Source organism: Sorangiineae bacterium MSr11367, from assembly GCA_037157805.1.
GTDB classification, from domain to species: Bacteria; Myxococcota_A; Polyangia; order Polyangiales; family Polyangiaceae; genus Pendulispora; species Pendulispora rubella.
In genome coordinates, this window is sequence record CP089983.1 from 1,993,670 (window position 1) to 2,019,086 (window position 25,417).

The window sequence follows — 25,417 nt, forward strand, 5'->3', positions numbered from 1 at the left end:
GACGGAACTATCGCATCCATCTGGCCCAGAGACAAAGCAAGGCGGTCGGGTTGGAACGCGGCTCGCATATGTACGGATTCAGAACAACGGATTCAGAACACGACGGGGCCGGCCGGTTTGGGCTTCCGAACCACCTTGGGTTTGTCCCGCGTGAATTTCATCTCGAAGACCTGAATGTCATCATGATCGGGCATTTCAAACGTAGCGGCGGGATTCTGAGGGTGAACCTTTTCATTTTCCTTGCCCCCCGTCCCCAGAACGAGCTGGGCCCTATCGTGGACCTCCATGTCCATACTGACGTGGGCGCTTCCGGAGCGATCCGTCCGCGCCACTTCCTTCCCCAAGTAGAAGACGGGGAGGTTCGGACCCTCGCTGGCTCGCACGGCCACGACGAGCGTGTGACGCGTCGAACGGCACGTGACCGAGTATTCGGCGGGCGTGGACGATCCGACATCGAAGTTGCGAATGGGCAACGGACTGGTGGGGGACCGGAATCCGTCCGGGCAGCGAACTTGGACGGAGAAGGTCTCGCCCTCGGCACCACGGACATCGAGCCTGGCTCGCCCCTCGGCATCGGTCCGAGCGACGAGCCGCGGTCCGGTGAAGACTTCGACCCCGCCAACGGGAGATCCGTTTTCAGCCTGCGCCCGTATCACTACCGCGGTTGCCGGCGGCCCGGGGGGCTCACCGCACGCCATCGTCGCGGTGACGGAGAGAATACCAAGTAGTGCAATCGTCGTAGTTCGCATTTCCAATCAACAAAGCATCGTTCGTTCCAAGAGGTGACACTATGAAGCTGCGCGCCACGCTGCTCGCGATGTTGATCGCGAGCGTCGGAGGATTCCTATTGTGGCAATACCTGAAACGCTTCGAGGCGGAGGCCTCCGGTGGTGCGCGCATCGGCGTGCTGGTCTCGGTGCGCACCCTGGAGCCGGGGGCCATCTTGCGCGACGAGGACATCGGCGAGCGGTTCATTCCGCAGTCGTACGTCGAGACGCGCGCGATTCGCTCGTCGGATCGCGCGCGCATTGCCAACTTGCGCATTGCGGCTCCTCTCGAGGCGCAGCAGCTCATCATGTGGACGGACATCGTGCTGGCGAATGACGACAAGCGCGACGTCGCCAGCTTGGTGCAGACGAACATGCGCGCGGTGACCATCCATACGGAGACGAAGGCCAACATGCTGGTGCACGCCGGCGACCGCGTGGACGTTCTCGCCACGTTCCAGCGGCCGAACAGCAACGACGTGCGCACCGGCGTCGTGCTCTTGCAGAACGTGCTGGTCCTCGGCCGCAGCAACGAGTCGCCCGAACGCGGGCAGACGGAGGGGAGCGATCTGGCGTTGAGCCTATCGCTGCAGAATGCACAGATTCTCTCCGTCGCCGCCGACAAGGGAAAGCTCTCCGTCGCGCTGCGTAGCCCCGAGGATAACCGCCTGCAGGAGGGGCTGGGCGAATACGGCTCGGACAAGCTGGTGACCTTGCCGCAAAAGGCCGCGGTGGTGGCGGCTCCTGCCGGCCCGCAGGCCATGCAGTCGGTGAACCGATGATGCGCGCACGAGCTTACCTATGCGCGGCGATGCTCTTCGGGGCGGCACTGGCCGCCGCATCCGATGCGCGCGCCCAGACCGCGAAAGATCAAGGCGGTCCCACGCGTGCGACCACGGTGGAGATGACCCTCATCGTGGGCGAGAACAAGACGATTCCCGCGCAGGGGGTGACGAGCTACTCGGTGGGCGCGGGCGGCATCGTCGACGTGAAGGTGGCGCCGGGGCTTTCGCAGTTCGTCTTCGTGGGTGCCCGTCCGGGAAGCACCACGGTGCTGATGCTCATGCAGAACGGCACGCAGGTGACGTATGCGATCACCGTGTACGCACGCTCGCCCGAGCAGGTGCAGCAGGAGGTGGAGCAGCTCCTGGTCGGCTACACCGGCCTTCGCCTTCGCAAAGTCGGCACGCGCTTCTTCATCGAGGGCGGCGTGGCCACCGACGGAGATGCACGCCGCATCGCGCTCATTGCCAGCCTGTATCCGGGCCAGGTGGAGTCGCTGGTGGTGGTGGGGTCGGTGGGCATCGAGCACACGATCAACATCCGCATCGACTTCTATTTCGTGCAGTACGACAAGACGTCGACCTACGGCGCGGGCGTGCGCTGGCCTGGAGCGGTGGGGCCTGGTGGCTTGGTCATCACCCGCGATCTGGTGGCCAACGCCACCAACGCGACCGCAACGTTGGATCAAGCGCTCCCCGCGCTGGATCTCGCGCAGACCCGAGGTTGGGCGAAGGTGCTCAAGCACTCGACGGTGGTGACGACCAGCGGCTCGGAGGCCACCTTCGAGAACGGCGGCGAGCAGAACTTCCCCGTGTCCGCCGGGCTTACGGGCACCGTGCAGGCCATCAAGTTCGGTACGAACATGACGGTGGTGCCGCGCTACGACTCGGTCACGCGCGATCTCGAGGTGAAGGTGAACGCGTTCGTGAGCGATCTGACCCCGCCGGCGGCGGGCTCGCTTCCCGGGCGCAAGACGTCGACGGTGAACACCTTCGTTCACTTGAAGCTGGGGCAGTCGATCGTGCTCTCGGGCATCCGAAGCAGCTCGACCACGCACTCGGTGTCCGGAATACCGCTCCTCAGCCAAATACCGGTTTTGGGCTTGCTGTTCGGTAGCCATCAGAACAGCGAGGCGGAAATCGAGGGCGCGGTGTTCATCATTCCGAGCATCGTCGAATCGGTGCCGCGCAAGGCGTACGACATCGTCGATGCGGCGATGAAGCAGTACGACGATTACAGCGGCAATCTCGATTCGGTGAATGCCTATTCTAAACCGCCCCCGAACTACAAGTGATCGCCATGCAGGTTCCCATTCGAGTCACGCACCGCGATACGGACATTTCGACCATGCTGGTGGCCGCGCCGGCGGTATTGGTCGTAGGGCGCCATTCCGAGTGCCAATTGCGGCTGGATGGCGATCTGGTGTCGCGCACCCATGCCAAGCTGCTCTTGGGCGCCGCGACCTTCATCGTCGAAGACGTCTCCAGCAACGGGACCGAGGTTGCGCCGGGGGTCATGCTCCATCGCGCGCGGCGCGAGCTCGTTTATGGAAGCTTGGTTCGTATTGGTCCTTTTGCCGTCCGGGTGGGGGATGAAGATCCCAGTTTGGATTTGGCCCCCCCACCCCAACCCTCCCCCGAGGGGGGAGGGGGCCCTGGAGTTCCGTCGCCCGCAAGGGCTCCCTCCCCCCCGGGGAGGGGGAGTGAACATGACGACGAAGACCTCGTCGACGTCGTCGCCCTCCGCCGGCGCATCCACCAGGAGCTCCTCAAGAACCTCGATCTCGCGAAAATCGACCCCACCCGCGCCGACGACCCATCGCTGCGGCCGCGCGTCCTCACGGCGCTCAAGCGCATCGTTCGCGATCTCGACGACGACATCCCCGAGGACATTTCCCGCGATGCCTTCATCGGCGAACTCGTCGAAGAAGCCCTCGGCCTCGGACCCCTCGAACCGCTCCTCGCCGATCACACCGTGACGGAGGTCATGGTCGTCGATCCGACGACGATCTTCGTCGAGCGCGCGGGCAAGCTCGAGCCGACTCACACCGTTTTTACCGACGATGAGCGCGTGCGCGCGGTCATCGAACGCATCGTTGCGCCGCTCGGTCGGCGCATCGACGAATCGCAGCCGCTCGTCGATGCGCGCCTTCGGGACGGCTCGCGCGTCAACGCGATCATCCGCCCTCTCGCGTTGCGCGGCTCTTGCATCACCATCCGAAAGTTCCCCAAGAAGCGCCTCACCACCGAAGACCTGGTCCGCCTCGGCTCCATCACGCCGCAGATGGCCCGCTTCCTCGATCGCTGCGTGGTCGCCAAGAAGAACATCCTCATCTCGGGCGGCACTGGCAGCGGGAAAACCACCTTGCTCAACATCCTCTCCGCCGCCATCCCCAAGGACGAACGCATCGTCACCATCGAGGACGCCGCGGAGCTTCAGCTCAACCAGCCGCACGTGGTCACCCTCGAGACGAAGATCGCCAACATGGAAGGCAAAGGCGCCTTCACCATCCGCGATCTCGTTCGCAACGCGCTGCGTATGCGCCCCGATCGCATCGTCGTCGGCGAGTGCCGCGGCGGTGAGGCGCTGGACATGCTCCAGGCCATGAACACCGGCCACGATGGCTCGTTGACGACCATCCACGCGAACTCCCCCGAGGAGGCCCTCGCCCGGCTCGAGACGCTCGCGCTCATGGCCGGCCTCGATCTTCCGTCGCGGGCCATTCGCGAGCAGATCGGGCGATCGATTCACGTCATCGTCCAGCAGTCGCGCATGGCCGACGGTACGCGCAAAATCACGCACATCTCGGAGCTCGACGAGCTCGAACCCGACGGGCACTTCGAGACGCGCACCATCTTCGAATACGAGCGCACGGGCGTCGAGGAAGACGGCACCGTCGTCGGTGACTTCCAGGCGACGGGCTACCTGCCCAGCTTCATCGACGAGATGCTCGTCCGCGGCTTGATCAAGAAAGGAGGGCCCTACCTATGAAGGAGACGTTCTTGCGCTGGTTCGCCGCCATCGGTCGCGGCGACGTGCCCTCCACCGTCTACGAGATCGTCGGTCTCGCGTTCGTCTGGTTCGGGGTCGCGGCCTTCGTGTACGTCTCGGCCACCGATCCCCGCGGGGCGGCCCGCCGCGTCGGGGCCAATTACGCGGGCGGCCTGAATGTCCACCTGCGCAGCATGTTCCTCCCCGAGCGCGGCGCCTACTTCGCGTGGCTCCAGCTCATTGGCGCGATCGCGCTGCTGGCGATTTACGGCTTCGTGAAGCTCGAAGCCCTCCTCTATGCCACCGTGGCCGCCATCGTCGTGCCGCCCGTGCTCCTTCGCTCGATGGCCAAGCGACGACGAAAGCGCCTGGACGATCAGGTGCACGGCTTCACCCTGGCCCTGGCCAATGCGCTCAAGACCACGGCGAGCATCGGCGAGGCCCTTTGGATCACCCTGGACGTGACCGCGAAGCCGCTGCGCGAAGAGCTGGAGACCGCGCTCAAACAAGTGCGCATCGGCAGCACCCTGGAGGAAGCGCTCCTCGCCATGACGGCCCGCGCGCAATCCACGTCGCTCGACGTCGTCGTCTCCGCGCTGCTCATCGGCCGCCAGACCGGTGGCGATCTGCCGCGCATCCTCGAGGGCACCGCCGGCTCGCTCCGTGAGCTCAAACGCCTCGAGGAGTTGACCGAGAAGGTCACCCTTGGCGCGCGCCAATCGTTGCTCATCGCGGCGGCCATCACCGCGTGCCTCGCGTTCTTCCTGCCGCGCGTCGTGCCCGGCTTCTTCGACCCGCTGCGCGATACCGTGAAAGGGCAGCTCGTCGTCGCGCAATGCGTCTTCATGTACTTCTCCGCGCTGTACCTCGGATACCGCTTTACGCGGATGGATATCTAACGATGAGCTATCCCGTTTATCGCATTCTCATGGTGGCGCTGTTGGTCCTGACGTTGGGATCCCTCGTATTCTGGATTGCGCTCCGCCCCTCGCGCACGACGTCGCGCTTGGGCATGCGAGGGCTCAAACGGCAGCAATCGCTGTTGCGGAGCCCGTCCTGGGCGACCATCGAGCCGCTGGTGCGCTGGTTGGGCGTGCGCGTGGGGGCCGTGCTCGATGAGGGCACGCGCGCGAACCTCGATATGCAATTGACCTATGCGGGGGATTACCTCGGGCTCTCCGCCGACGAGTATTTCGCCCTCATCGTCTTCAGTGGATTGGGCGGCGGCGCCGTGGGAAGCCTTCTCGCGTACTTCGTCCAAATGAGCATTGCCTGGCTGCCCATTCCCATCGGCCTGGCGCTGGGGGCGGCGGTGCCGTACCTCATCGTGGACGGTGCGCGGGTCGGTCGCTGGAAGGCCATCAACCGCGGCCTTCCGTATGCCGTCGACCTCATGGCCCTCTCCATGAGCGCGGGGCTCGATTTTCCGGGCTCGGTGCAGCAGGTCGTCGAAAAGGCCAAGGCCAACGAGGCCCTGCGCGAGGAGCTCGCGTTCTTGCTCCAGCAGCTGCAACTGGGGCGCACGCGCACGCAGGCGCTGCGCGAGCTGGCCGCGCGCGTTCCCATCGAGAGCGTGCGCGAGTTCGCGCAGGCGCTCATTCAAGCCGAAGAACGCGGCAATCCGGTGGCCGCGGTGCTCGAGGTGCAGGCCGCCACCTCGCGCACGCGGCGCTCCAATCTGGCCGAAAAGGCCGCAGAGAACATGCGCGCCAAAATGGTGCTGCCGACGATGGTTCTCATCGGCGTCGGCATGATCCTCATCGCGGTGCCGTCCGCCATGATGCTCGACAAGCTTTCGACGGGAGGTCTCAAATGAAGTTCGCAGCACGCGAAGCGCGGGAAACCCAAACGGGACTCAAGTTCCGTGTTCGCTATGCCGACGGCCGCACCGAGCAGTTCCTCGTGGATGCCGAGCGGGCGCTCATCGGCAGCGCCGCCCATTGCGAGGTGCGGCTTCCGCCGGAGTCGGCGGCGCTCGAGCACGTCGAGGTCGTGGCTCAGGGTGGACGCGTGCACATCACCACCCGCGCCGCGGCGAATGCGCCCACCTTGAACGGCACACCGTTCGTCACCGGCATTTGGCCGTCGGGGGCGGTGCTGGCCATCCATGGGGTGACGCTCACGGTGGAGTCGGTGGACCTCGGGCAGAAGCAGCGCGGACGTTCGCCGTTCTGGCTCCTTGTACCGGTGCCCATCGTGGCCGTCATCGCGTCGATCATCTATTCGCGCGTTGCCGCTTCGGCGGAGTTGCCCATTCCCGATGCGCCCGGGCTCTTCGATGCACCGGTGGCCACGTGCCCGACGCAGGCGCCGGAGCTCTATGGCGCGTTTGCCGCGGACAAGCTGCGCACGGCGCAAGCCAAGCGCGAACGCGGTCCGTTCTCGCGACGTGACGCCGTGGAGTCCGTATCGTTGTTCGAGCTGGCCGCTGCCTGCTACCGCCAAGCCGGTTCGGGCGAGGAGGAGCGCGAGGCCTCGTCCGGCGCCGTGTCGCAGCGCAAGAAGGTCGAAGAGGAATACCGCGTGCGCCGCGTGCGGCTCGAGCACGCGTTTCGCGTGGGCGATCCCTTCGGCGCGAAGCGCGAGCTCGCCATCTTGATCCCGATGACCGCGCACCGGCGTGGTCCCTACGTCGAGTGGCTCGCGTCGCTCGATCGCTACGCCACCATCGAAGCAGAGCGCCGCTCTGCCAAGCCGCTTGGACGATGAGGATCCCCATGACGATGCGCCGTTTTCTCGTTGCAGTTCTTCTCCTCGCGGGCTCCGTCGGTTGCGCCAGCACGGGCGGCGCAGGGCGACACACCGCGGACAAGCCACCGGAGGATCGCGATCCGCAGCTGCTCTTCGAGCGCGGCAAGGCGTACGCGGACCTCGGCGATCTGGTGCGCGCCGAGCAGTATTTCGGCGCCGCCCTCACGGCGCACGCCGACGAGCGCAAGGTGCTGCCCGAGCTCCTTCGCGTGTGCGTGGCCTCGCGGCACTACCGCCTCGCCTCGGAATACGCGCAGGTCGCCCTCGCACGGCGTCCCAAGGATGCCCATCTGCGCTTCGTCGTGGGCGCGCTCTACGTCTCCATCGGCGAGATCGGACGAGCGCGCGAGCACCTGGAGCAATCCGCGCGCGACATGCCCGAGGACGCCGAGGTGCAGTTCGCCGTCGGCACCTTCTTCCGCGACGAGCTCACCGACCAAATTGGCGCCGACCCGTTCTTTCGCGAGTACCTCCGCCTTGCCCCCCGTGGCCCGCACGCCGACGAGGCGCGGACCTCGTTGATGCAGAAGGTCGCGATGCCCACGCCGGAGGCGGTCCAATGATCCCCGACGAAGTGTTCTCCGCCACCTTGCTCGACTTCTTCCACCCGGTGAAGCCGTACCTGGAAGATCCGACGGTCACCGAGGTGATGATCAATGGCCCGGGCAAGATTTACATCGAGCGCCGCGGCCGTCTCGAGCGGGTGGCCGCGCGATTTCCCAATCCGAAGGCGCTGTTTTCCGCCTTGCGCAATGCCGCGCAGTACGTGGGCAAGCACGCCGACGAAGAGCGACCGCTTCTCGAGGGGCGCCTTCCCGATGGCTCGCGCGTGGCCGCGGTGCTTCCTCCGGCCGGCCCCGGGGGACCGTACGTGGCCATCCGCCGCTTCTTCCGCGAGAAGCTCACCGTGGAGAAGCTCATTGGCTTCGAGTCGATCACGCGCGACGCGGCGGATCTCATCTCCACCCTGATTGCCTGCAAGCAAAACGTGGTCATCGCCGGCGGTACGGCCAGCGGGAAGACATCGCTTCTCAATGCCGTTTCCTCGTACATCCCCGAGGACGAACGCGTCGTGGTCATCGAAGATTCACAAGAGTTGCAATTGCAACGCGACCACGTCGTTACCTTGGAGGCCCGCCCGGCCGACGTGAAAGGGCGCGGTGAGGTGACCATCCGGCAGCTCTTTCGCATCACCTTGCGCATGCGGCCCGATCGCATCGTCATCGGCGAGATCCGCGGAGGCGAGGCACTCGATCTGGTGCAGGCCATGACCAGCGGTCACGGTGGCTGCCTCACCACCCTGCACGCGACCTATCCGCGCGACGTGCTTTCGCGTCTCGAGACCATGGCCATGATGAGCGACGTATCCATTCCGCTCATGGCCTTGCGCGCGCAGATCGCCTCGGCCATCAACATCGTCGTCCAGGTGGCGCGTCTTCGCGATGGCAGCCGCAAGATCACGCACGTTTCCGAGATTGCCGGTTTCGACCTCGCACAAGGCATTTACCTCGTGCGCGATCTCTACCTGCGCCACGTGAGCGGGCTCGATGCCGACGGACGCGTGATCAGCGAGCTGCGGCCCACGGGCATCCTTCCGAGCATGCTCGATCACATCCAGGCGCAAGGATACGAGCTTCCTGCTGCGATGTACCAAGCCGCCTCCAACGCTTCCTCCAGCAAAAGCGCACAACCATGAGACCGAGGCTTGCCGTCAGCATGACCCACCCGCGTGTGCTCAAGTACGTCCTTTCGCCCGACGAGGGCGCCGAGATGCTCTTTTACGAGGGCGAATCGCGTGATCCGTTTTCCGTCGGTCGCGCGGGGGCGTTCCACGTGGAGGGCAGGGGGGTGCTCGACGTGCACGCGTTCGTTCACTTCGACGGGCAGCGCCTCTTCATGTGCAGCACCGACAGCGTGTCACCCGTTCTCGTCGACGGTGCACCGCTCCAGCGCCGGTGGAGTGAGCTCACGCCGCCGTGCCACCTGCGCTTCGGCGCGGCCGCGGCGAGTTTGCGCGGGCCCGATGGCTCCTTGGAGGTGCCGCCCGAGCTCGAGACGACGGCCCTCGATCTGAATCCGCCCCCGGACAGTCTTCCCTTCGAGCCAACGCAGATGTCCGCGCAACCTGCGCAGGCGTCGGGCGTCGTCCGCGTGGAGCCGCCCGTCGCCCTCGGCGATTCGGACGCGACCCGCGTGTGGAGCATCCCACCTCCGCCGCCGGCACCCGCGCCCGCACCCCCTTCCGCGCCCCCGCCGCATTCGCCGCGGCCCATGGACGTCACGCAGATCTCGCTGGCCCGGCGCGATGCTCGGCGCAAAGTGGCGGTCGCTGCGAGCATCTTCGTCGTGGTGACGTTGCTCGCCTCCGTGTCCGTGGTGTTCGCGCGCCTCTGGATCCAGCGGCACCGCCCGCGCCCGCAGCCCGTGGCCACGACCGTGTCGGCCGCCGCCGCGCCCGTGCCCGCACCGGTTCCTAGCGCCACGCCGCTCCCGACCGGAATTGCCGTTCATCCCGCGCCGCCCGTCGATGCGGGGCCGCCTCCGCCCCCCAAAGGTCCCGTGACCCCCACCTTGGAGCGCTCCGCCGTGGATGCCTTCCAAACGGGCGATCTCCCCAAGGCGCTGCAACTCTACGAACGACTGGCCTCGGAAAATCCGGACAATCCAGCCTTCGGCAACACCGTGCGCATTCTTCGCCAGCGTTCCTCCGCGCCGCCGTCACAATAGGGGGCGGCGCGAAAAAAACCTCTAGTATCCCGCGGCCAAACCACCTTCTCGACGGGGCTCGGCCACGCCGACCCAAGATGCACCGGTTCGACCGAGGCCGGGCGCGTCGGCAATGTGCTGCCTCTCTTTCATCGAGTAGCCCATGGCCTCGAGTCGCTTCATCGTGCCGGGCAACAGGCCGCCCTTCTCGTAGAGCACGACGTCGGGCAGGTGCTGCATGTGCACACGCGGGCCGCTCACCGCCATCCCCGGATCGAGCCCGAAGTCGACGACGGCCGAGATCTCGTTGAACACGGCCGTGATGATGGTCGGGCCGCCGGCGGCGCCCGTGACCAATTTGATCTGGCCGTCGGCGCCCACCACGAGGGTCGGCGTCATCGACGACAGCATCCGTTTGCCGGGGGCGATGGCGTTGGCCTCGCCCTGTACGAGACCGTAGCCGTTCGGTGAGCCGGGGACGGTGGCGAAGTCATCCATCTCGTTGTTCAAGATGAAGCCCGCGCCTTTGACGGCGACACCGGCGCCGTACCAGTAATTGGGTGTCGTGGTGAGCGCCACCGCATTGCCCTGGCCATCGACCACCGAGAAGTGCGTCGTGTGCGGCCCCATGCCCGATGCCGCGCCGCTTTGGATCTCCGACGAAGGCGTCGCCTTGTCCGGCTTGATCGTCGCACGCTGTTCGGTCGCCCATTGCTCGGAGAGAAGCTGTTCGAGCGGCAGCTTCACGAAATCGGGATCGCCCAGCTTCTCGTTGCGCGCGGCGAAGGCGCGGCGCATCGCCTCGATGACCAGGTGCAGCTCCTCGGGCGATTGCCAACCCAGCTTGCCGAGATCGTACGCTTCGAGAATGTGGCAAATCATGGCGAGCGTGACACCGCCCGACGACGGCGGCGGCATCGAGATGATCTTGTGCCCGCGGTAGTTGAACTCGATGGGCGTGCGCCACTTGGCCTTGTAAGCCTTGAGATCGGCTTTCGTGATGATGCCGTTGCCGGCCTTCATCTGCGCCACGATGGCGTCGGCCGTCGGCCCCTCGTAGAAGCCGGGCGCGCCCTTGGCGGCAATCCGCTTGAGCGTGGCCGCGAGCTCGGGGTTCTTGAACACGGAGCCCTTGGCGGGCAGCGCGCCATTGGGGAAATAGAGTGCCATGGTCGACGGGAACTTCCGCATGCGGTCTTGCGGGCTCTCGTCGGGGCGCTTGCCGAAGGTGTTGAGGTACGCGTCGTCGACCACGAAGCCTTTCTCGGCGAGCTCGATGGCCGGGGCGAGCAATTCGGCCCACGTCTTCTTCTTGGAGCCAAGCTGCTGATAGAGCTCGTACAGGCCGGCCACGCTGCCGGGGACGCCCGATGCCTTTGGGCCTTCGATGGTGTCGTGTTCGCTCGCCTTGCCTTTGGCGTCCAAGTACATGTTTCGGGACGCCGCCGCCGGCGCCGCCTCCCGGAAGTCGAGTGCTTTCACCTGGCCGTTGATGCGGGTCACCGCAAAGCCGCCGCCCCCGATATTTCCCGCCGTGGGGAACACCACGGCCAGCGCAAACGCCGTGGCCACGGCGGCATCCGCCGCGTTTCCGCCCGCTGCGAGCACATCGCGCCCGACCTTGGACCCCGTCGCGTGATCGGTCACCACCATGCCGTTCGCCCCCTCGACGACGACGGGTTTCTCGTACTTCCAGCCCGGTGGCATCTGCGGAGCGGCCGGTGTGGACGGCGCCTCCACGGTGGCGACCGAGGAGGGCGCGGGCGCGGTGGCGGAAGAGGGCTGCGCGGCCGCGGGGGCCTGCGACGGCGCGGAATTGGAGCCGCACCCGGCGGCCAGGGCGAGCGCGATCAGAGGAAAAACGAAGCGGCGGACGATCATGGCGGCAGTTTCCCTCAGAACGCCAGAGCGCGTCTAGGTGCCGTTGCGACTGTTTTTACGGGTGAATATTTCCTTCCCGGCGTCCCGGGGCGACAATCCAAAATGGTTTATTCGAATAGCATCTACAATCCGTTTCGAAGCACAAGCATCGACCTGGGGGGATTTGGCCTCTAGGTTAGGGGCATGACCCTGGGCCTTCCTTCGCACGTGCGGGCATGCCTCTTCGATCTCGATGGCGTGCTCACGCAAACCGCGACCGAGCATGCCGCCGCCTGGACGGAGATGTTCGACGAGTACCTTCGGGCGCGCGCACAGCAGACGGGCGAAGTGTTCGTCCCGTTCGCCATGCAGGATTACGAGCTGTACGTCGATGGGAAGGCGCGCGCCGATGGTGTGCAATCGTTCCTCGCCTCGCGTGGGATTTCGCTCCCAGAGGGCGATCTCGACGATGCCCCCGAGCACGAAAGCATTCACGGTTTGTCGAATCGAAAGAACGAGCTTCTCCTCCGGCGCATCCACACCCACGGCGTCAAGCCGTACGAGGGTTCGGTGCGGTACGTGCGTGCCGTGCGCGCGGCCGGACTTCGCACCGCGGTCGTGTCGGCCAGCGCCAACTGCCACGACGTGCTCGTGGGCGCGGGCATCGAGTCGCTGTTCGACGTGCGCATCGACGGCATCGTGGCCCTGCGCGACCACCTGCACGGAAAACCGGCCCCCGACACGTACTTGGCCGGCGCGCGTGCCCTCGGGGTCGAGGCCGGCTCGGGCGCCGTCTTCGAGGACGCACTCGCCGGGGTGGAGGCCGGACGTGCGGGGAACTTCGGATATGTGGTCGGTGTCGACCGTGTGGGCCAAGCCGAGGAATTGAGAAAACGGGGCGCCCATGTCGTCGTGGGTGATCTTGGCGAGCTGCTTGCCGTGGGGGGGGCGCCGTGATCGAACAACGCGCCTTCAGCGTCGAGGCCTGGGGCCTCACCGAAACGGAATTGCGGCTCGATTTGATTGCGCAGGCCGAATCGCTTTTTGCGCTTTCCAATGGGCATATCGGACTGCGCGGCAATTTGGACGAGGGTGAGCCGCACGGCCTCCCGGGCACGTACCTCAACTCGGTGCACGAGCTGCGCCCGCTGCCCTACGCGGAGGCTGGGTATGGCTTTCCCGAGTCGGGCCAGACCGTCATCAACGTGACCAATGGCAAGATCATGCGCCTGCTCGTGGACGACGAGCCGTTCGACGTGCGCTATGGCCAATTGCGAAAGCACGTGCGCCACCTCGATTTTCGCGAGGGCGTGCTCACGCGCGTCGCCGAATGGACATCGCCGGCCCGGCGCACCGTGCGCGTGACGTCGAAGCGGCTCGTGTCGTTCACCCATCGATCCATCGTGGCCATCGTGTACGAGGTCGAACCGCTCGATGGGCCGGCCACCTTGGTCGTCCAATCGGAGTTGATGGCCAACGAAGCTTTGCCGCCCATGGGCCGCGATCCGCGCGAGGCCGCCGTGCTCGAGGCGCCGCTGCGTTCCTTGGAATACGAATCACGCGACAGCATGGTCGAATTGGTGCACGAGACGAAGAACAGCGGTATCCGCATGGCCGCCGCGATGGACCACGTCATCACGGGCACCGACGCCGTGCGCATTGCGAAGAATGTCGCGCCGGACATCGGCCGGGTCGTGGTGACGGATCATCTCCAGCCCGGGCAGCGCCTGCGCATCGTGAAGTTTCTCGCCTACGGGTGGTCGCGTCAGAGGAGCCTTCCCGCCGTCCGCGATCAGGTGGGCGCGGCGCTCACCTCGGCGCATCACGCGGGCGTGGACGCGCTTTTCGCCGAGCAGAAAGCCTACCTCGACGACTTCTGGGCGCGCGCCGACGTCGATCTAGAGGGCGACACCGAGATCCAGCAGGCCGTGCGCTTTGCCCTCTTCCACGTGCTGCAGGCGGGTGCGCGCGCGGAGCTGCGCCCCATTCCCGCCAAAGGCCTCACGGGGCCCGGCTACGACGGGCACGCCTTCTGGGACACGGAGACCTTCGTGCTGCCCGTGCTCACGTACACGAATCCCCAGTCGGTGGCCGACGTGTTGCGCTGGCGGCATGGCACCTTGCCGATTGCCAAAGATCGCGCGCGCCAGCTCGGGCTCGCCGGCGCAGCCTTTCCCTGGCGAACCATCACAGGCGAAGAGTGTTCCGCGTATTGGCCCGCGGGCACGGCCGCCTTTCACGTCAACGCGGACATCGCGGATGCGGCGATTCGATACGTGGAGGTCACGGACGACCGGGCTTTCGAAGAGGAAACGGGCCTGGAGCTCTTGATTGAAACGGCGCGTCTCTGGCGCTCGCTGGGTCATTACGACGTGCACGGCGATTTTCGCATCGACGGCGTCACCGGGCCCGACGAATACAGTGCGCTGGCGGACAACAACCTCTATACGAACTTGATGGCCCAGCGAAACCTGCTGGGCGCGGCCGACGCGTGCGAGCGCCATTTGGAAAAGGCACGGTGCTGCGGCGTGACCGCCGACGAAATGGCCGAATGGCGTGCGGCCGCCCGCGCGGTGCTCGTTCCGTACGACGAGGACCTGGGGGTGCACCAGCAGGCCGACGGCTTCACGCGCCATCAGCTCTGGGATTTCGACCATACCAAGCCGGAGCAGTATCCGCTTCTTTTGAGTTTTCCGTATTTCGATATTTACCGCAAACAAGTGGTCAAGCAGTCGGATCTCGTGTTGGCCATGCACCTTTGTGGCCATGCATTTTCGGCCGAGCAGAAGGCGAAGAACTTCGAATACTACGAGCGCATCACCGTGCGCGACTCGTCACTGTCGGCGTGCACGCAGGCGGTGCTGGCGGCCGAGGTCGGGCACATGGCCCTCGCCTTCGATTACCTCGCCGAGTGCGCGCTGCTCGATCTGCAGGATCTGCAGCACAACACGCGCAACGGTCTTCACATCGCCGCGCTTGCCGGGACGTGGATTGCGCTCGTCGCCGGACTCGGCGGGATGCGCGATGAAAACGGGGTCATCGCCTTTGCGCCGCGGCTTCCCGAGGGGCTCACGCGACTGACCTTCACCCTGACGCGACGGGGGCTTCAGTTGCGCGTGACCGTGCTTTCGAACGAGGCCAGCTACGAGCTCTTGCACGGCGAAGGCAGCATGGAGATTCTGCACCATGGCGAACGTCTCACGGTGGAGGACGGTGTCGCCGTGCGCCGTGCGATACCGACGGCGGTGCCTCGTCCGACACCGACTCAACCGAAAGGGCGCGAACCCCGTCATCGTTGATCATGTTAATCTCGCGGCCATGATCACACGCAAGCTCGGCTCCAAGGGTCCCCAGGTCTCGGCGCTCGGTTTGGGTTGCATGGGCATGTCGGACCTTTACGGCCCCGCAGATCGCACCGAGAGCATCGCGACCATCCACGCGGCGCTCGATGCGGGCGTGACCTTGTTCGACACCGGCGATTTCTACGGAATGGGCGACAACGAGCTTTTGCTGCGCGACGCCCTGCGCGAGCGCCCGAGTCTGCGTGACAAAGCGATCATCAGCGTGAAGTTCGGCGCCCTGCGCGGGCCGGATGGCAGCTGGCTGGGGTACGATGGGCGCCCCGCCGCGGTGAAAAACTTCGTCGCGTATTCGCTGCGCCGGCTGGACGCGAAGTACATCGACGTGTACCGCATTGCCCGCGTCGACCCGGCCGTGCCCATCGAAGATACGGTGGGCGCGATTGCCGACTTGGTGAAAGCGGGATACGTCCGCCACGTGGGCCTCTCCGAGGCGGGCGTCGATACGATTCGCCGCGCACACGCCACGCATCCGGTGTCGGACCTGCAAATCGAGTATTCGCTGCTATCTCGCAGTATCGAGAGCACCATTCTGCCGACCACGCGCGAACTGGGCATTGCCATCACCGCCTACGGCGTCCTCTCGCGAGGGCTGATCAGCGGCCACTGGTCCAAGGACCGCCCCGTGGCCAAAGGCGACTTCCGCGGCGTGAGCCCGCGCTTCTCGGGCGAGAATCTGGACCGCAACCTGGCCTTGGTGGAAGCCTTGCGCAAGGTGGCCGAGTCCAAAGGCACCACCGTAGCCCCCATTGCCATCGCGTGGGTTCTCTCCCGCGGCCCGGACATCGTCCCTCTCGTAGGCGCCCGCCGCCGCGAACGCCTCAGCGAGGCGCTGCGGTCCCTCGACGTTGCATTGACGCCCGACGACCTCGCGAGCATCGAGCGCGCCATCCCCGCAGGCGCCGCCGCCGGCGATCGCTACGCGGCGTCCCAAATGGCGCACTTGGATAGCGAGAAGCGGTAATCGATGCGTCACGCTGGCGCGCTCCGGCCAAAACGCGTGATCCATGAATGCGCGCAGGTGGATGCGAGTCTATCGGCGCATGCTTAATTTCCGCCGGGGCCGGTCGAATCTTCTATTTCTCCTTGCGGTGGGCATGGTGAGCACCTCGGTGTGGATCTCCGCGTGCGGCTCCGACTCGCCGGCCACCCCGACCGGCGATGCGGGGGGAGACGTGGAGCGTGACGCCGCAGGCCCCGGCGATCCAGGCGACGGAGGGTCATCGCCCGACGTGAACGACGGTAGCGTCGTCGACGGCAACGTCCCGGGAAATGCGTGTCGCGCCGATCTGCAGAAAGACGCCAAGAACTGCGGTGCATGTGGGCACGATTGCCTGGGGGCGAGCTGCGCCGCGGGGCTGTGCGAGCCAGAGCGCCTCTCCGTGGGGGGCATGGACGATCCACGCGTCGCGTACGCTCTCGCCGCGGATGCAACGAACGTCTATTGGCGCTCGAGCCACAACGACAGCGATGCCGGCCGGGTGTACGACGCCATGTATGCCGTTCCCAAAGTCGGTGGTCCCACGCGTCTCGTCGCCAAGGCCGCCCCGGGCGAATCCTGGTCTTTGAAGCCTCTGGTGGTGGCGAATGGTAATCTGTATTGGATCAACGACTCCCGCTACGGTTTTCTGACCGTCCCCGTCGGGGGAGGTGCCGTCACGGCCGTGTACGCCGGCGGAGGAACGATCGGAGACCCAGGCGAGCTGGCCATCGGTCCCGGATATTTGTATTTTGCAAATTTCTGCAGTGGTCTTTCTCGCATTCCATTGCCGAGCGGAACGCCGCAGACGCTTCAATCGGAAGGTTGCAATTATTTCATGCGCCGTGCGTTGGCCATCGATCCTGGGGCCCGATTCGCATTCGTCACCCACAGGCGCAGCATCATATGGCAGACGAATCTGGCGGACCCGAATCAAGATACGAACACCAAGCTCCTACATCTCGACAACAATGGTCCGATTGCGGCGGACGCCACGCGCGTCTACTTCACGTCCGGCGACGAGGTCAAAGCCATGCCCATCGCCGGCGGAGCCGCCGTGACCGTTGCCGCGCCACTCCTGACCCGATCGCGCGAAAACGACAAGTTGCTCGTCGACGCCAAGGGCCTCTATTGGGGAAAGGCCGCCATCGTCGCCGCGCGATTTGGCGGCACCCCCTTCGTACTCTATCCGCACCCCGTCGAAGACTTCGTGGTCGACGGGCGGTACGTCTACTTCACGTCTGGCGCAGGTGTATTCCGCTTGGCCAAATGACTGCCTAGTACCTCACGCCGAAAGTTCGTAAGGGTCCGTCGCACGGGAGTGTCGTGCCCGGTCCCCGAGCCTCGCGCGTAGTCCTGTGATGACGCCGAACTACCCCTCGCCGTCGGCTACCCCCCGGTCAATGGCGTAGACCTCCGACGCGACCTCGTTCCCCATGCAGCCCGTAAGGGCGTCGTACGCGTCGGTGCCCAAGGTGGTGAGGTAGTCGCGGACGCGGTCCGGGGTGAACCACTCTCGATTCTGGACCCTGCGGATCGCCTGCGCCGCCGTCATGATGCAGGACACGACGCGTTCGCGTACCTCCTCTGGCGAGCTCGCGTCCATTCGCTTCAGTGCGGTGGCTACGCGTTCCGGCAGAGGGCTGCCCTCCCCCGCGTCCCAGTAGGTCAGTGTCTCGTTGAGGGTGCTCTCCAGTACCACGCTGGCTGGGCGCGCCTGGTAGCCTACGTCCACGACCATCGTCGACGCCAAGGTTTCGAGTTGAGGCTGCACCTGTTCGAGCCGCCGTCTGACAACGTCGAAGGTCGATGGCCAGCGCCCGCTCATGACATTGTCGAAGGTGCCCCAGGCGGACTGCCCGGTGTGGGACTCGAACGCGTCGAGGAAGTCGCGATGCCGTCCTGGCCCGAGTACGTCGTCCGCCCGGATCTGGAAGTTGACGACGGCGAACAGCCGTGCGGCGCGTTGGGTGGGGCGGAGATCGGAGCTGCTGAACACGAGCAGGGGTAAGCCGGCAGGGTCCACCAGTTGCAGCTCCGGGAGTTGGCCGGACAGGAAGTACTCGCGGGCCCACTTGCGGGCGGTGGCAGCTACGCTGCGGGTCACCGCGGCGTTGGTGCCCACCAGCCAGTCCGGTACCTGCATGCAGGCGGGCACCGAGGTTCCTCGGTCGAGGCTCGTCATGCGGCGATTATGTCCGCATTCGACCTATTTGACACGATTGCCCTCACGGAATTAGGGCACTCGGTGCTAGCTCCCGCCGGCCGGGACAGAGCGAGAAATTTTGGTTCCCAATAGCGTCCTGCACCCAGCAAACCTGGTCGCCCTCGGTGACAAACTAAGAGTTTTGATCTCTCACGCGCACGGCGATCACTGTGATGGTCAGCTTTTGCAGTTGTTCGACCGAAATACCCCGATTGTATCGTCGAATTTTGCATCGAAAAGTGTCGAGCGGCGGCTTGGCAAACTAGGCTTCAATAAATTTCATCTACTGTCGTGCGGCTCCGCGTAAAATGTTCAAGACCTTGCCAAGTATCGTAGGCTCCAACTTCGTGCGTTCTACATACGTCTTTACGAACGCATCGGTGACATCGTCATCTACATGGTAATGTTTTCCTACGCGTACATGAATCGCCGATGAGAAGCGTCGGATCACAGTCCTATTCGCTCTGGTTCTTCGTGCATCGCCAAAACTCGTAGTTTGTCGGCGGTAGCTTTTTTGCTATTGCGACGTAAGAACGGCGGATGACCAAAATCGAAGAATGGATCGCGGCACGAATTGCGGAATGTTCGCCCACGCGGACCTCGGGCCGTTCGGGCGCGGCGGAGCTTCTCAGGGCACTGCCCTTTTTCAGCGGGAAGGCGACCCAGATCTTCGGCATGATGGCCGATCGCTCGAAGATGCCGGAGCTAGCCTCGCTTCGTGCCGCGTGCAAGGAAGCCATTCGTGCATGGTACGAGGAATGCGGGCGGACGGACCCGGCATTCCAGGTCGATATGTACCAATTTGGCGCCAAGCACCCGGAGCTCGGCCTCGCGTTCGCCGAGCCACCGTGGGTCGCGGAGCAGAAAGCACGCATGCGCGAACTCCAGCGCGAGCGGGATGCTCGGTTATTGCCGTATGGCCGTCCTTCCGACACGCTGGCGGTATGGCCTGGGTTGCAGCAGCAGCTCTCCGAGCTCCGGGGCCTCGGCGCCCGCGTTCCGTTCGACGTGGTCATGAGCGACGCTTTCGGGATGTTCCAGTTCGAATGGTATCCGGATGATTGGGCCTCCGTGGGCGAGATTCAACACGACCCTGCCTTCTACCCTCTCGCGGGAGCCGACGGTGACTGCTTCGGATTGCTCCTCGACACCTCCCTGGCATCGCAAGGTATTGCTGCCCCCCTCGTGCACTACTCGCATGAGCACTCCCCGGTTTACGAGTGGGTATTCGAAAGCTGCGCGACGGCGGTGCACGTCTTCTCGGCCGCCGCGATGAATCGGCCTCGCCCTAGCAGTATGGCCGGCTCACAGCACGCCCAGGTGACCGAGCTCCTGCAAGCGATGAACGATTTCGACCCGCCGAAACGCGAGGCCACGCGCATTGCATCGTGGCAATCGATCCACGAATCCACGCGGGACGCCGCGACGTTCGGCGCATTCGAGAAGGCGGGCAACATCTTCGCAGTGCGCAGCCTCGCCGTCTGGGAGATCTGCAACCGCTACCACGAAGAGAAGCAAAAGATGCCATACCGGCCAACGTGACTACAGCCCGAAGTCCCAAAACGCCGCGGTCTGTTGCACGTCGACCAACGTGTGCGCCGAGTCGGTGAGGGCGTCGTAATAGGAGAGGTACACGTCGTCGACGGTGCGTTGGGCGACGAGGACTTCGACCAGGGTGGCCCCGCCGCGTTGGTAATTGTAGAGCGTTTTCTCGAGGACCTTGTCGGCGTCCGAGAGCACGTCTTGCGTGTACAGCTTCACGCGCGACGAGGCGGCTTGGTAGCGGGCGACGGACTGGCGCACCTCCACCTCGACGTGAATCTCCGCGGCGCGCGCGATCGTATTCGATTGGCTCTCCGCGGCGTAGGCTGCATCGAGATCGCCTCGATAGACGCGCGAAAAGGGCAGGGGAACGCTCAACGTGCCGCCCAGCCAATCCGACGAGGGAAGGTTGGTCGTCCCCGACGTCGCGAAGTTGTGCTGCCAATTCGCGCCCAAGGTCACGTCGATCACGCGGTTGGCGTGCGTCAAGTCCACCACCGACCGCGCCAACGCCACGCGCCGTTTCGCCGAGCGCAGATCCGGCCGGTGCTGCATCGCATGGCGGACCAGTCCTTCCACGTCGAAGTTGGCATTCGCCGCGGCCCGCAAATCTCCGGCGAGTTCGAGCGGGTGCCGCATGTGCGGCCCGGCTTCGTTGCCCATGAAGCCCACCAGCGCGAGGTCTGTCGCCCGAACGTCCCCCTCGGCCGTAAGGACCTGCGCGCGGAATTGCTGCGTCTCTACCCGCGACTGCACCAGCAGCGCCTCTCCGATGTCGCCCACGCGAAGCCGCTGCGTATTGACCGCCACCAGCGACTCCAGGCTCGCCAACGTGCGCCGTTTGCGCTCCAGCACGAGCCGCGCATGCAGCGATGCGATGTACGCATTCGCCGCGGCGGCGCGCAAAAGGCGAAGAAAATCCTCGGTGTCTGCCTGCGCGACCGACACACCGCTCTCCGCCACCGAAATGCGCGAGCTGCGTTTCCCACCCAGCTCCAACGGCACCGCGAGCTGCACCGTGGTCGCCGTCGGATTGTCCTTCTTCGTAATATCGTATTGCAGCAAGCCGCCGGTCAGCTGCGGATTGGGAAATATCTTGGCGATGCCCAACTGCGCTTGGGCAATCGTCACGTTGGTCCGTTGCGCCACCAGCTCGAGGTTCCCTCGGGCGACCTCCTGCAGGTACCCGGCAAGGGTAAAGCGACTCACACCCTCCGGCTCCGCCGCGGCCGGCCCAGCCCAGAGAGCTACCGCGATGGCGCATAGGCCCAGGCTCCGCTTCATGACCCGCTTCTCCCGGACACGCGCCGCTCCACCACGTAATAGAGGGCAGGCAGCACCAACAACGTCAGCACCGTCGCCGTCACCAAGCCGCCCACCACCACGGTGGCCAAGGGCCGCTGCACGTCGGAGCCAATTCCCCGCGCCAGAGCGGCCGGCAAAAGCCCCAACGTGGCCACCGTGGCCGTCATCAGCACGGGCCTCAATCGGTCCTTGGCGCCATGAATCACCGCCTCGCCCAGCGAGAGACTCTCCTTCATATGATTCAAATTGGAAACCATGATGACCCCGTTTTGAACGGCCACGCCAAACAGCGCAATGAAGCCCACCGCGCTGGACACGTTGAGCGTCATCCCGCGCAGCAGCAGCGCAATCATCCCGCCCACCAGGGCCAGCGGCACACTGGCCAGAATCATCGCCGCGTGCCGCAGCGTCCCGAATGCGCCATACAGCAGCAGAAAAATGAGACCCAGCGCCAGCGGCACAATGATGGCGAGCCGCGCCTGCGCCCGCTGCTGGTTCTCGAATTGGCCGCCCCATTTCACCGTGTAAAGCTGCCGATCGAACTTCACCTCACGGTCGATCCGCTGGTGCGCATCCTCCAAGAACGACGCCAGATCGCGCCCTCGCAAATTCAGCTTCACCGTGAGGTGCCGCCCGTTCCCTTCGCGCGTGATCGTGCTTTCTCCCGTGCGGAAGCCGATGCTGGCCACCTGTGAAAGCGGTATGCGCGCGCCATTGGGTGCGTTCAATGTCAAATTGCCAATGTTCTCTTCGCTGCTCCGCACCGGCTCGATGAATCGCGCGGTGATATCGTATCGCCGCTCGCCTTGGAAAATCTGCCCCACGGGCCGTCCCCCGATGCCAATCTCGATGAGATCCGCAATGTCGGTCACATTGACCCCGACGCGCGCGGCCGCCTCGCGGTCCACCAGGATCTGCAGCTGCGGAAGCGGCGGCTCTTGATCGATCGACACGTCCGCGCTTCCCGGCGTCGCCTTGAGCACGTCCACGATGCCTTCGGCAATGCGCCGCATCTCGGCGAAGTCCCGCCCGAACACCTTGATCACCAGCTCGCTGTGCGCGCCGGCGATCTTGTCGTTCACACCGTCGATCATTGGCTGCGAGAACCCCACGGTCACCCCCGGGATCTTCTCGTAGCGCTCCGAGAGCTGCACGATGAGATCGTGCTTCGTCTTTCCGTGTCCCCAGGTCGCATAAGGCCGCAACCCCACCGAGGCCTCGATGTGCGACGGCGTCCACGAGTCCGTCCCATCGTCGTTGCGTCCGAGTTGCGTCACCACACTGGTCACCTCGGGAAACGCCTTCGTGGCCATGCGGATCTCGCTGGCCATGTCGCTCGCCTTCTGCAGCGAAATGCCCGGCGGCAGCGTGACCTGGAGCCAAATCGACCCTTCGTCCAATTGCGGCAAAAACTCCCGCCCGATGACCAGACTCAACACCACGCCCAACCCCAGCGCACAAATCCCAGGCACGATCGACGTCCACGGCCGGCGCACCAGCACACCCAAGTACCGCTCGTACGCATGCCCGAGCCGCGTCAATACGGGATTGTGAAAGACCTTGCGCGGCTTTCGCAACACGCCATAGGCCAAACCTGGAATGAGCGCCAGCGCGCACAATGCGGCACCGGCCAGCGCATAGCCAATCGTGTACGCCATCGGCGTGAAAAGCTTCTTCTCCACGCGCTGGAATGCAAACAGCGGCAGGTACGCGGTCACGATGATGACCGTGGCGAAGAACATCGGCCGCGCCACCTGGCTCGCCGCCTCGCGCGCATCGTCGAGGGTCAATACCGACGTTGCGTCCTCCTCGCGCTTGCGGAGCATGTTCTCCAGCACCACCACCGCTCCGTCCACGATGACGCCGAAGTCGATGGCCCCCAGCGACAAAAGGTTCGCCGGAATGTCCGTCGTGGCCATCAGAATGAAGGCAATCAAGAGCGACAGCGGAATCGTCAATGCGACGATGAGCGCACTGCGCACGCTGCCCAAGAACAGCATGAGCACGATGATCACGAGCCCCATGCCCTCGAGCAGCGTATGCGAGACGGTCGACAGCGTCGTATGGACCAAATCCGTCCGGTCCAAATACGGAATGACCTTCACGTCCGGCGGCAACAGCCCATGATTCAGGGCTTCCATCTTCTCGTGGATGCCATCGAGCGCCACCGAAGGATTCACCCCGCGGAGCAGGAGCACGATGCCGGTGACCACGTCGGCATCTTCGTCGCGCCCCGCAATGCCATTGCGGGTGAGCGCGCCCAACTTCAGCGTCCCCACATTGCGCACGAACACGGGGGTACCGTGGCTCTCGCTCACCACGATGTTTCCCAGATCGTCCAGATTGCGCACGAGCCCGATACCGCGCACCACCGCCGCCTGGTCCCCGCGCACGAGAACACTGCCGCCGGCGTTGGCGTTGTTCGCCTTGATGGCGTCCACCACCTTGCTCAGCCCGAGTCCGTATTGGGCAAGCCGTGCGGGGTCGAGCGCCAATTGGAACTGCGTCGTCTCCCCGCCGAAATTCGTGACGTCGGCCACCCCGAAAACCTGTTTGATCGTGGGGACGACCACCCATTGCTGCAGCTCTTTCAGCTCTCGCTGCGAGTGCGAGGGGCCGTGCAGCACGTAGCGGAAAATCTCGCCCGTGGGGGACGTCAGTGGATCGAGCGTCGGCGACGCGCCCTCGGGGAGCTCCACCCCCAATACACGCTCCCGAATGCGGGTGCGCGCCCAATAGTCTTCCACCCCATCGCGAAACACCAATGTGATCAGCGAGAGCCCGAACGTGCTCCGCGAGCGCATCACGTGCAGCCCCGGAATACCATTGAGCTCGCGCTCGATGGGCACGGTGATTTGCTCTTCCACCTCCTCGGCGGCGTGCCCTGGATATTGCGTGATGACCTGCGCCGTCGTATCCGCAATATCGGGATAGGCCTCGATGGCCAAGGTGGTGAACGAGTAATACCCGAAGATGGCCACCATCCCGAAGACGGCCAACATCAGCCAGCGCTTCTGCAGGCAAATCGCGACGAGTCGGTGAATCATGGCAGGAGCACGGCGTTCGCGGTCACGATGCGCTGCCCCGCCTCGAGGCCCTTCACCACGATGAATTGGTCGCCCACCTGGTCACCCACCGTCACGGGCCGCCGCTCGAACTCCCAGGGACCCGTCTCGAAGAAGACGTGGCTCTTGTCCGAGGCGATGACCACGCTCGCCACCGGCACCATCAGCTCCGGCACCGCCTTGCCGTGAAAGCTCACCGTGGCAAACATCGCCGGTTTGAGCCGCGATTCGGGGTTGTCGAACGCAATCCGCACCTTGATGGTGCGCGTCTCCGCGTCCAAGAGATCGCCCACGAAGGCCACCTTGCCCGGAAACGACTCACCCGGGTACGCGGTAAACGTTGCCACGGCATCGTCGCCTTGGTGCACGCGGCGGATGTCCTTCTCCTGGATGTTCGCGGTGACCCACACATTGGAGAGGTCGGCCACGATCATCAGGATGCTCGCCGGATCGTTCTGGAACTGGCCCGGCGCCGTCGAAAGATCGATCACCCGCCCCGCAATCGGCGAGCGCACCGTCATGGGCCCGCCGACGTTGCCCGGGCCCACACCCAAGAGTTGCAATCGCATCGTGGTGCGTTCGAGTTCGCTCTTCGCGGTCTCGCGATCGGTCTGCGCCTGCTCGAGCTCCTTTTGCGCACCGATGCCGTGATCGACCAGGTCCTTCTGCCGGGCCACGTCGCGTTCGGCTTGTGCGGAGGCCGATTTGGCCTTCAGGTAGTCGCTCTGTGCGGCCACCAAATCGGGCGAGTCGATGGTGAAAAGCGGAGCGCCCGCCTTCACCGAATCGCCGAAGCGCACGAACAGCTTCACGATGCGACCGGCCAGTGGGGGCGCAATCTTCGCCAGCCGCGTGGGCTCGGCCTCCACCGCCGACGGCGCGACGATATGCCGTTCGATCGACTTCATCTCGGCCGGCTTCACCTCGATGCGTTGCCGCAACGGGGAGCCTTCCGGCACGAAGACCTTGCCACTGCGATGCTCGACCGTGGGAACCGGCGCCGTGCCCTCGGGGATGGCTGCCTCGTTTCGCTTGCAGGCGGAAAAGAGAACGCCGCTTGCGCCACATAGGAGCAGTGCCACTTTGAGGGGCGATGACCGCAC

Annotated in this window: 20 protein-coding genes; 14 read left to right on the plus strand and 6 right to left on the minus strand. The window is 65.1% G+C overall.

The features are described 5' to 3' along the window. Positions 1 to 92: 92 nt before the first annotated feature. Positions 93 to 749, minus strand: coding sequence for a hypothetical protein (locus LVJ94_07815; protein WXB07140.1), 657 nt, complete (start codon positions 747 to 749; stop codon positions 93 to 95). A 41-nt stretch (positions 750 to 790) separates the two neighbouring features. Here LVJ94_07815 and cpaB point away from each other — a divergent pair, with 41 nt between their 5' ends. The 9 genes from cpaB to LVJ94_07860 are packed head-to-tail and all read left to right on the plus strand — an operon-like array spanning position 791 to position 10,019. After that, entirely contained in the window at positions 791 to 1,549 is a 759-nt protein-coding gene (cpaB, locus tag LVJ94_07820; protein ID WXB07141.1) for a Flp pilus assembly protein CpaB, read from the plus strand. Then, a complete protein-coding gene (locus LVJ94_07825; GenBank protein WXB07142.1) occupies positions 1,546 to 2,844 on the plus strand; it encodes a type II and III secretion system protein in 1,299 nt (432 codons plus the stop codon). The genes cpaB and LVJ94_07825 overlap by 4 nt, the downstream gene beginning before the upstream one ends. A gap of 5 nt (positions 2,845 to 2,849) precedes the next feature. Further along, positions 2,850 to 4,541 (plus strand): Flp pilus assembly complex ATPase component TadA, encoded by a 1,692-nt coding sequence (gene tadA, locus LVJ94_07830; GenBank protein ID WXB07143.1) that lies wholly within the window; start codon positions 2,850 to 2,852, stop codon positions 4,539 to 4,541. Next, the gene (locus LVJ94_07835; GenBank protein ID WXB07144.1) at positions 4,538 to 5,440 is read left to right on the plus strand and encodes a type II secretion system F family protein; all 903 of its coding nucleotides are present in this window, start codon (positions 4,538 to 4,540) and stop codon (positions 5,438 to 5,440) included. Before tadA ends, LVJ94_07835 begins: the two co-directional genes overlap by 4 nt. Positions 5,441 to 5,442: 2 nt before the next feature. Then, the gene (locus LVJ94_07840) at positions 5,443 to 6,357 is read left to right on the plus strand and encodes a type II secretion system F family protein (GenBank protein ID WXB07145.1); all 915 of its coding nucleotides are present in this window, start codon (positions 5,443 to 5,445) and stop codon (positions 6,355 to 6,357) included. Then, positions 6,354 to 7,250 (plus strand): hypothetical protein, encoded by an 897-nt coding sequence (locus tag LVJ94_07845; protein WXB07146.1) that lies wholly within the window; start codon positions 6,354 to 6,356, stop codon positions 7,248 to 7,250. The genes LVJ94_07840 and LVJ94_07845 overlap by 4 nt, the downstream gene beginning before the upstream one ends. Positions 7,251 to 7,258: 8 nt before the next feature. Then, a complete protein-coding gene (locus LVJ94_07850; GenBank protein WXB07147.1) occupies positions 7,259 to 7,855 on the plus strand; it encodes a hypothetical protein in 597 nt (198 codons plus the stop codon). Beyond that, the gene (locus LVJ94_07855; GenBank protein ID WXB07148.1) at positions 7,852 to 8,988 is read left to right on the plus strand and encodes a CpaF family protein; all 1,137 of its coding nucleotides are present in this window, start codon (positions 7,852 to 7,854) and stop codon (positions 8,986 to 8,988) included. The genes LVJ94_07850 and LVJ94_07855 overlap by 4 nt, the downstream gene beginning before the upstream one ends. Next, positions 8,985 to 10,019 (plus strand): hypothetical protein, encoded by a 1,035-nt coding sequence (locus LVJ94_07860; GenBank protein ID WXB07149.1) that lies wholly within the window; start codon positions 8,985 to 8,987, stop codon positions 10,017 to 10,019. Before LVJ94_07855 ends, LVJ94_07860 begins: the two co-directional genes overlap by 4 nt. 21 nt (positions 10,020 to 10,040) lie before the next feature. On the opposite strand, the gene ggt is transcribed toward LVJ94_07860, so the two are convergent. Next, complete coding sequence (gene ggt, locus LVJ94_07865; protein ID WXB07150.1) at positions 10,041 to 11,879, minus strand: gamma-glutamyltransferase; 1,839 nt, start codon at positions 11,877 to 11,879, stop codon at positions 10,041 to 10,043. Between the two features lie 183 nt (positions 11,880 to 12,062). Here ggt and LVJ94_07870 point away from each other — a divergent pair, with 183 nt between their 5' ends. From LVJ94_07870 to LVJ94_07885, 4 genes are all read left to right on the plus strand, one after another. Continuing rightward, positions 12,063 to 12,815 (plus strand): HAD-IA family hydrolase, encoded by a 753-nt coding sequence (locus tag LVJ94_07870; GenBank protein ID WXB07151.1) that lies wholly within the window; start codon positions 12,063 to 12,065, stop codon positions 12,813 to 12,815. After that, entirely contained in the window at positions 12,812 to 15,157 is a 2,346-nt protein-coding gene (locus LVJ94_07875) for a hypothetical protein (GenBank protein ID WXB07152.1), read from the plus strand. The genes LVJ94_07870 and LVJ94_07875 overlap by 4 nt, the downstream gene beginning before the upstream one ends. Positions 15,158 to 15,176: 19 nt before the next feature. Further along, positions 15,177 to 16,181, plus strand: coding sequence for an aldo/keto reductase (locus LVJ94_07880; GenBank protein WXB07153.1), 1,005 nt, complete (start codon positions 15,177 to 15,179; stop codon positions 16,179 to 16,181). Between the two features lie 79 nt (positions 16,182 to 16,260). Continuing rightward, a complete protein-coding gene (locus LVJ94_07885) occupies positions 16,261 to 17,469 on the plus strand; it encodes a hypothetical protein (protein ID WXB07154.1) in 1,209 nt (402 codons plus the stop codon). 99 nt (positions 17,470 to 17,568) lie between these two features. On the opposite strand, the gene LVJ94_07890 is transcribed toward LVJ94_07885, so the two are convergent. Beyond that, positions 17,569 to 18,381, minus strand: a complete 813-nt coding sequence (locus LVJ94_07890) for a hypothetical protein (protein ID WXB07155.1) — start codon at positions 18,379 to 18,381, stop codon at positions 17,569 to 17,571. Between the two features lie 561 nt (positions 18,382 to 18,942). On the opposite strand from LVJ94_07890, the gene LVJ94_07895 reads away from it, so the two are divergent. Beyond that, positions 18,943 to 19,944 (plus strand): hypothetical protein, encoded by a 1,002-nt coding sequence (locus LVJ94_07895; protein WXB07156.1) that lies wholly within the window; start codon positions 18,943 to 18,945, stop codon positions 19,942 to 19,944. Here LVJ94_07895 and LVJ94_07900 read toward each other — a convergent pair whose 3' ends face one another. The 3 genes from LVJ94_07900 to LVJ94_07910 are packed head-to-tail and all read right to left on the minus strand — an operon-like array spanning position 19,945 to position 25,417. Then, positions 19,945 to 21,228 carry a TolC family protein gene (locus tag LVJ94_07900; GenBank protein WXB07157.1) on the minus strand — a complete coding sequence of 428 codons (1,284 nt, stop codon included), beginning with the start codon at positions 21,226 to 21,228 and terminating at the stop codon, positions 19,945 to 19,947. After that, positions 21,225 to 24,296 (minus strand): CusA/CzcA family heavy metal efflux RND transporter, encoded by a 3,072-nt coding sequence (locus LVJ94_07905; protein ID WXB07158.1) that lies wholly within the window; start codon positions 24,294 to 24,296, stop codon positions 21,225 to 21,227. Before LVJ94_07905 ends, LVJ94_07900 begins: the two co-directional genes overlap by 4 nt. After that, entirely contained in the window at positions 24,293 to 25,417 is a 1,125-nt protein-coding gene (locus LVJ94_07910) for an efflux RND transporter periplasmic adaptor subunit (GenBank protein WXB07159.1), read from the minus strand. The genes LVJ94_07905 and LVJ94_07910 overlap by 4 nt, the downstream gene beginning before the upstream one ends.

Excerpts from the sequence above, each read along its gene's own strand:
- LVJ94_07815 (WXB07140.1), bottom strand. The coding sequence starts at position 749 with ATGCGAACTACGACGATTGCACTACTTGGTATTCTCTCCGTCACCGCG.
- cpaB (WXB07141.1), top strand. The coding sequence starts at position 791 with ATGAAGCTGCGCGCCACGCTGCTCGCGATGTTGATCGCGAGCGTCGGA.
- LVJ94_07825 (WXB07142.1), top strand. The coding sequence starts at position 1,546 with ATGATGCGCGCACGAGCTTACCTATGCGCGGCGATGCTCTTCGGGGCG.
- tadA (WXB07143.1), top strand. The coding sequence starts at position 2,850 with ATGCAGGTTCCCATTCGAGTCACGCACCGCGATACGGACATTTCGACC.
- LVJ94_07835 (WXB07144.1), top strand. The coding sequence starts at position 4,538 with ATGAAGGAGACGTTCTTGCGCTGGTTCGCCGCCATCGGTCGCGGCGAC.
- LVJ94_07840 (WXB07145.1), top strand. The coding sequence starts at position 5,443 with ATGAGCTATCCCGTTTATCGCATTCTCATGGTGGCGCTGTTGGTCCTG.
- LVJ94_07845 (WXB07146.1), top strand. The coding sequence starts at position 6,354 with ATGAAGTTCGCAGCACGCGAAGCGCGGGAAACCCAAACGGGACTCAAG.
- LVJ94_07850 (WXB07147.1), top strand. The coding sequence starts at position 7,259 with ATGACGATGCGCCGTTTTCTCGTTGCAGTTCTTCTCCTCGCGGGCTCC.
- LVJ94_07855 (WXB07148.1), top strand. The coding sequence starts at position 7,852 with ATGATCCCCGACGAAGTGTTCTCCGCCACCTTGCTCGACTTCTTCCAC.
- LVJ94_07860 (WXB07149.1), top strand. The coding sequence starts at position 8,985 with ATGAGACCGAGGCTTGCCGTCAGCATGACCCACCCGCGTGTGCTCAAG.
- ggt (WXB07150.1), bottom strand. The coding sequence starts at position 11,879 with ATGATCGTCCGCCGCTTCGTTTTTCCTCTGATCGCGCTCGCCCTGGCC.
- LVJ94_07870 (WXB07151.1), top strand. The coding sequence starts at position 12,063 with ATGACCCTGGGCCTTCCTTCGCACGTGCGGGCATGCCTCTTCGATCTC.
- LVJ94_07880 (WXB07153.1), top strand. The coding sequence starts at position 15,177 with ATGATCACACGCAAGCTCGGCTCCAAGGGTCCCCAGGTCTCGGCGCTC.
- LVJ94_07885 (WXB07154.1), top strand. The coding sequence starts at position 16,261 with ATGCTTAATTTCCGCCGGGGCCGGTCGAATCTTCTATTTCTCCTTGCG.
- LVJ94_07890 (WXB07155.1), bottom strand. The coding sequence starts at position 18,381 with ATGACGAGCCTCGACCGAGGAACCTCGGTGCCCGCCTGCATGCAGGTA.
- LVJ94_07895 (WXB07156.1), top strand. The coding sequence starts at position 18,943 with ATGACCAAAATCGAAGAATGGATCGCGGCACGAATTGCGGAATGTTCG.
- LVJ94_07900 (WXB07157.1), bottom strand. The coding sequence starts at position 21,228 with ATGAAGCGGAGCCTGGGCCTATGCGCCATCGCGGTAGCTCTCTGGGCT.
- LVJ94_07905 (WXB07158.1), bottom strand. The coding sequence starts at position 24,296 with ATGATTCACCGACTCGTCGCGATTTGCCTGCAGAAGCGCTGGCTGATG.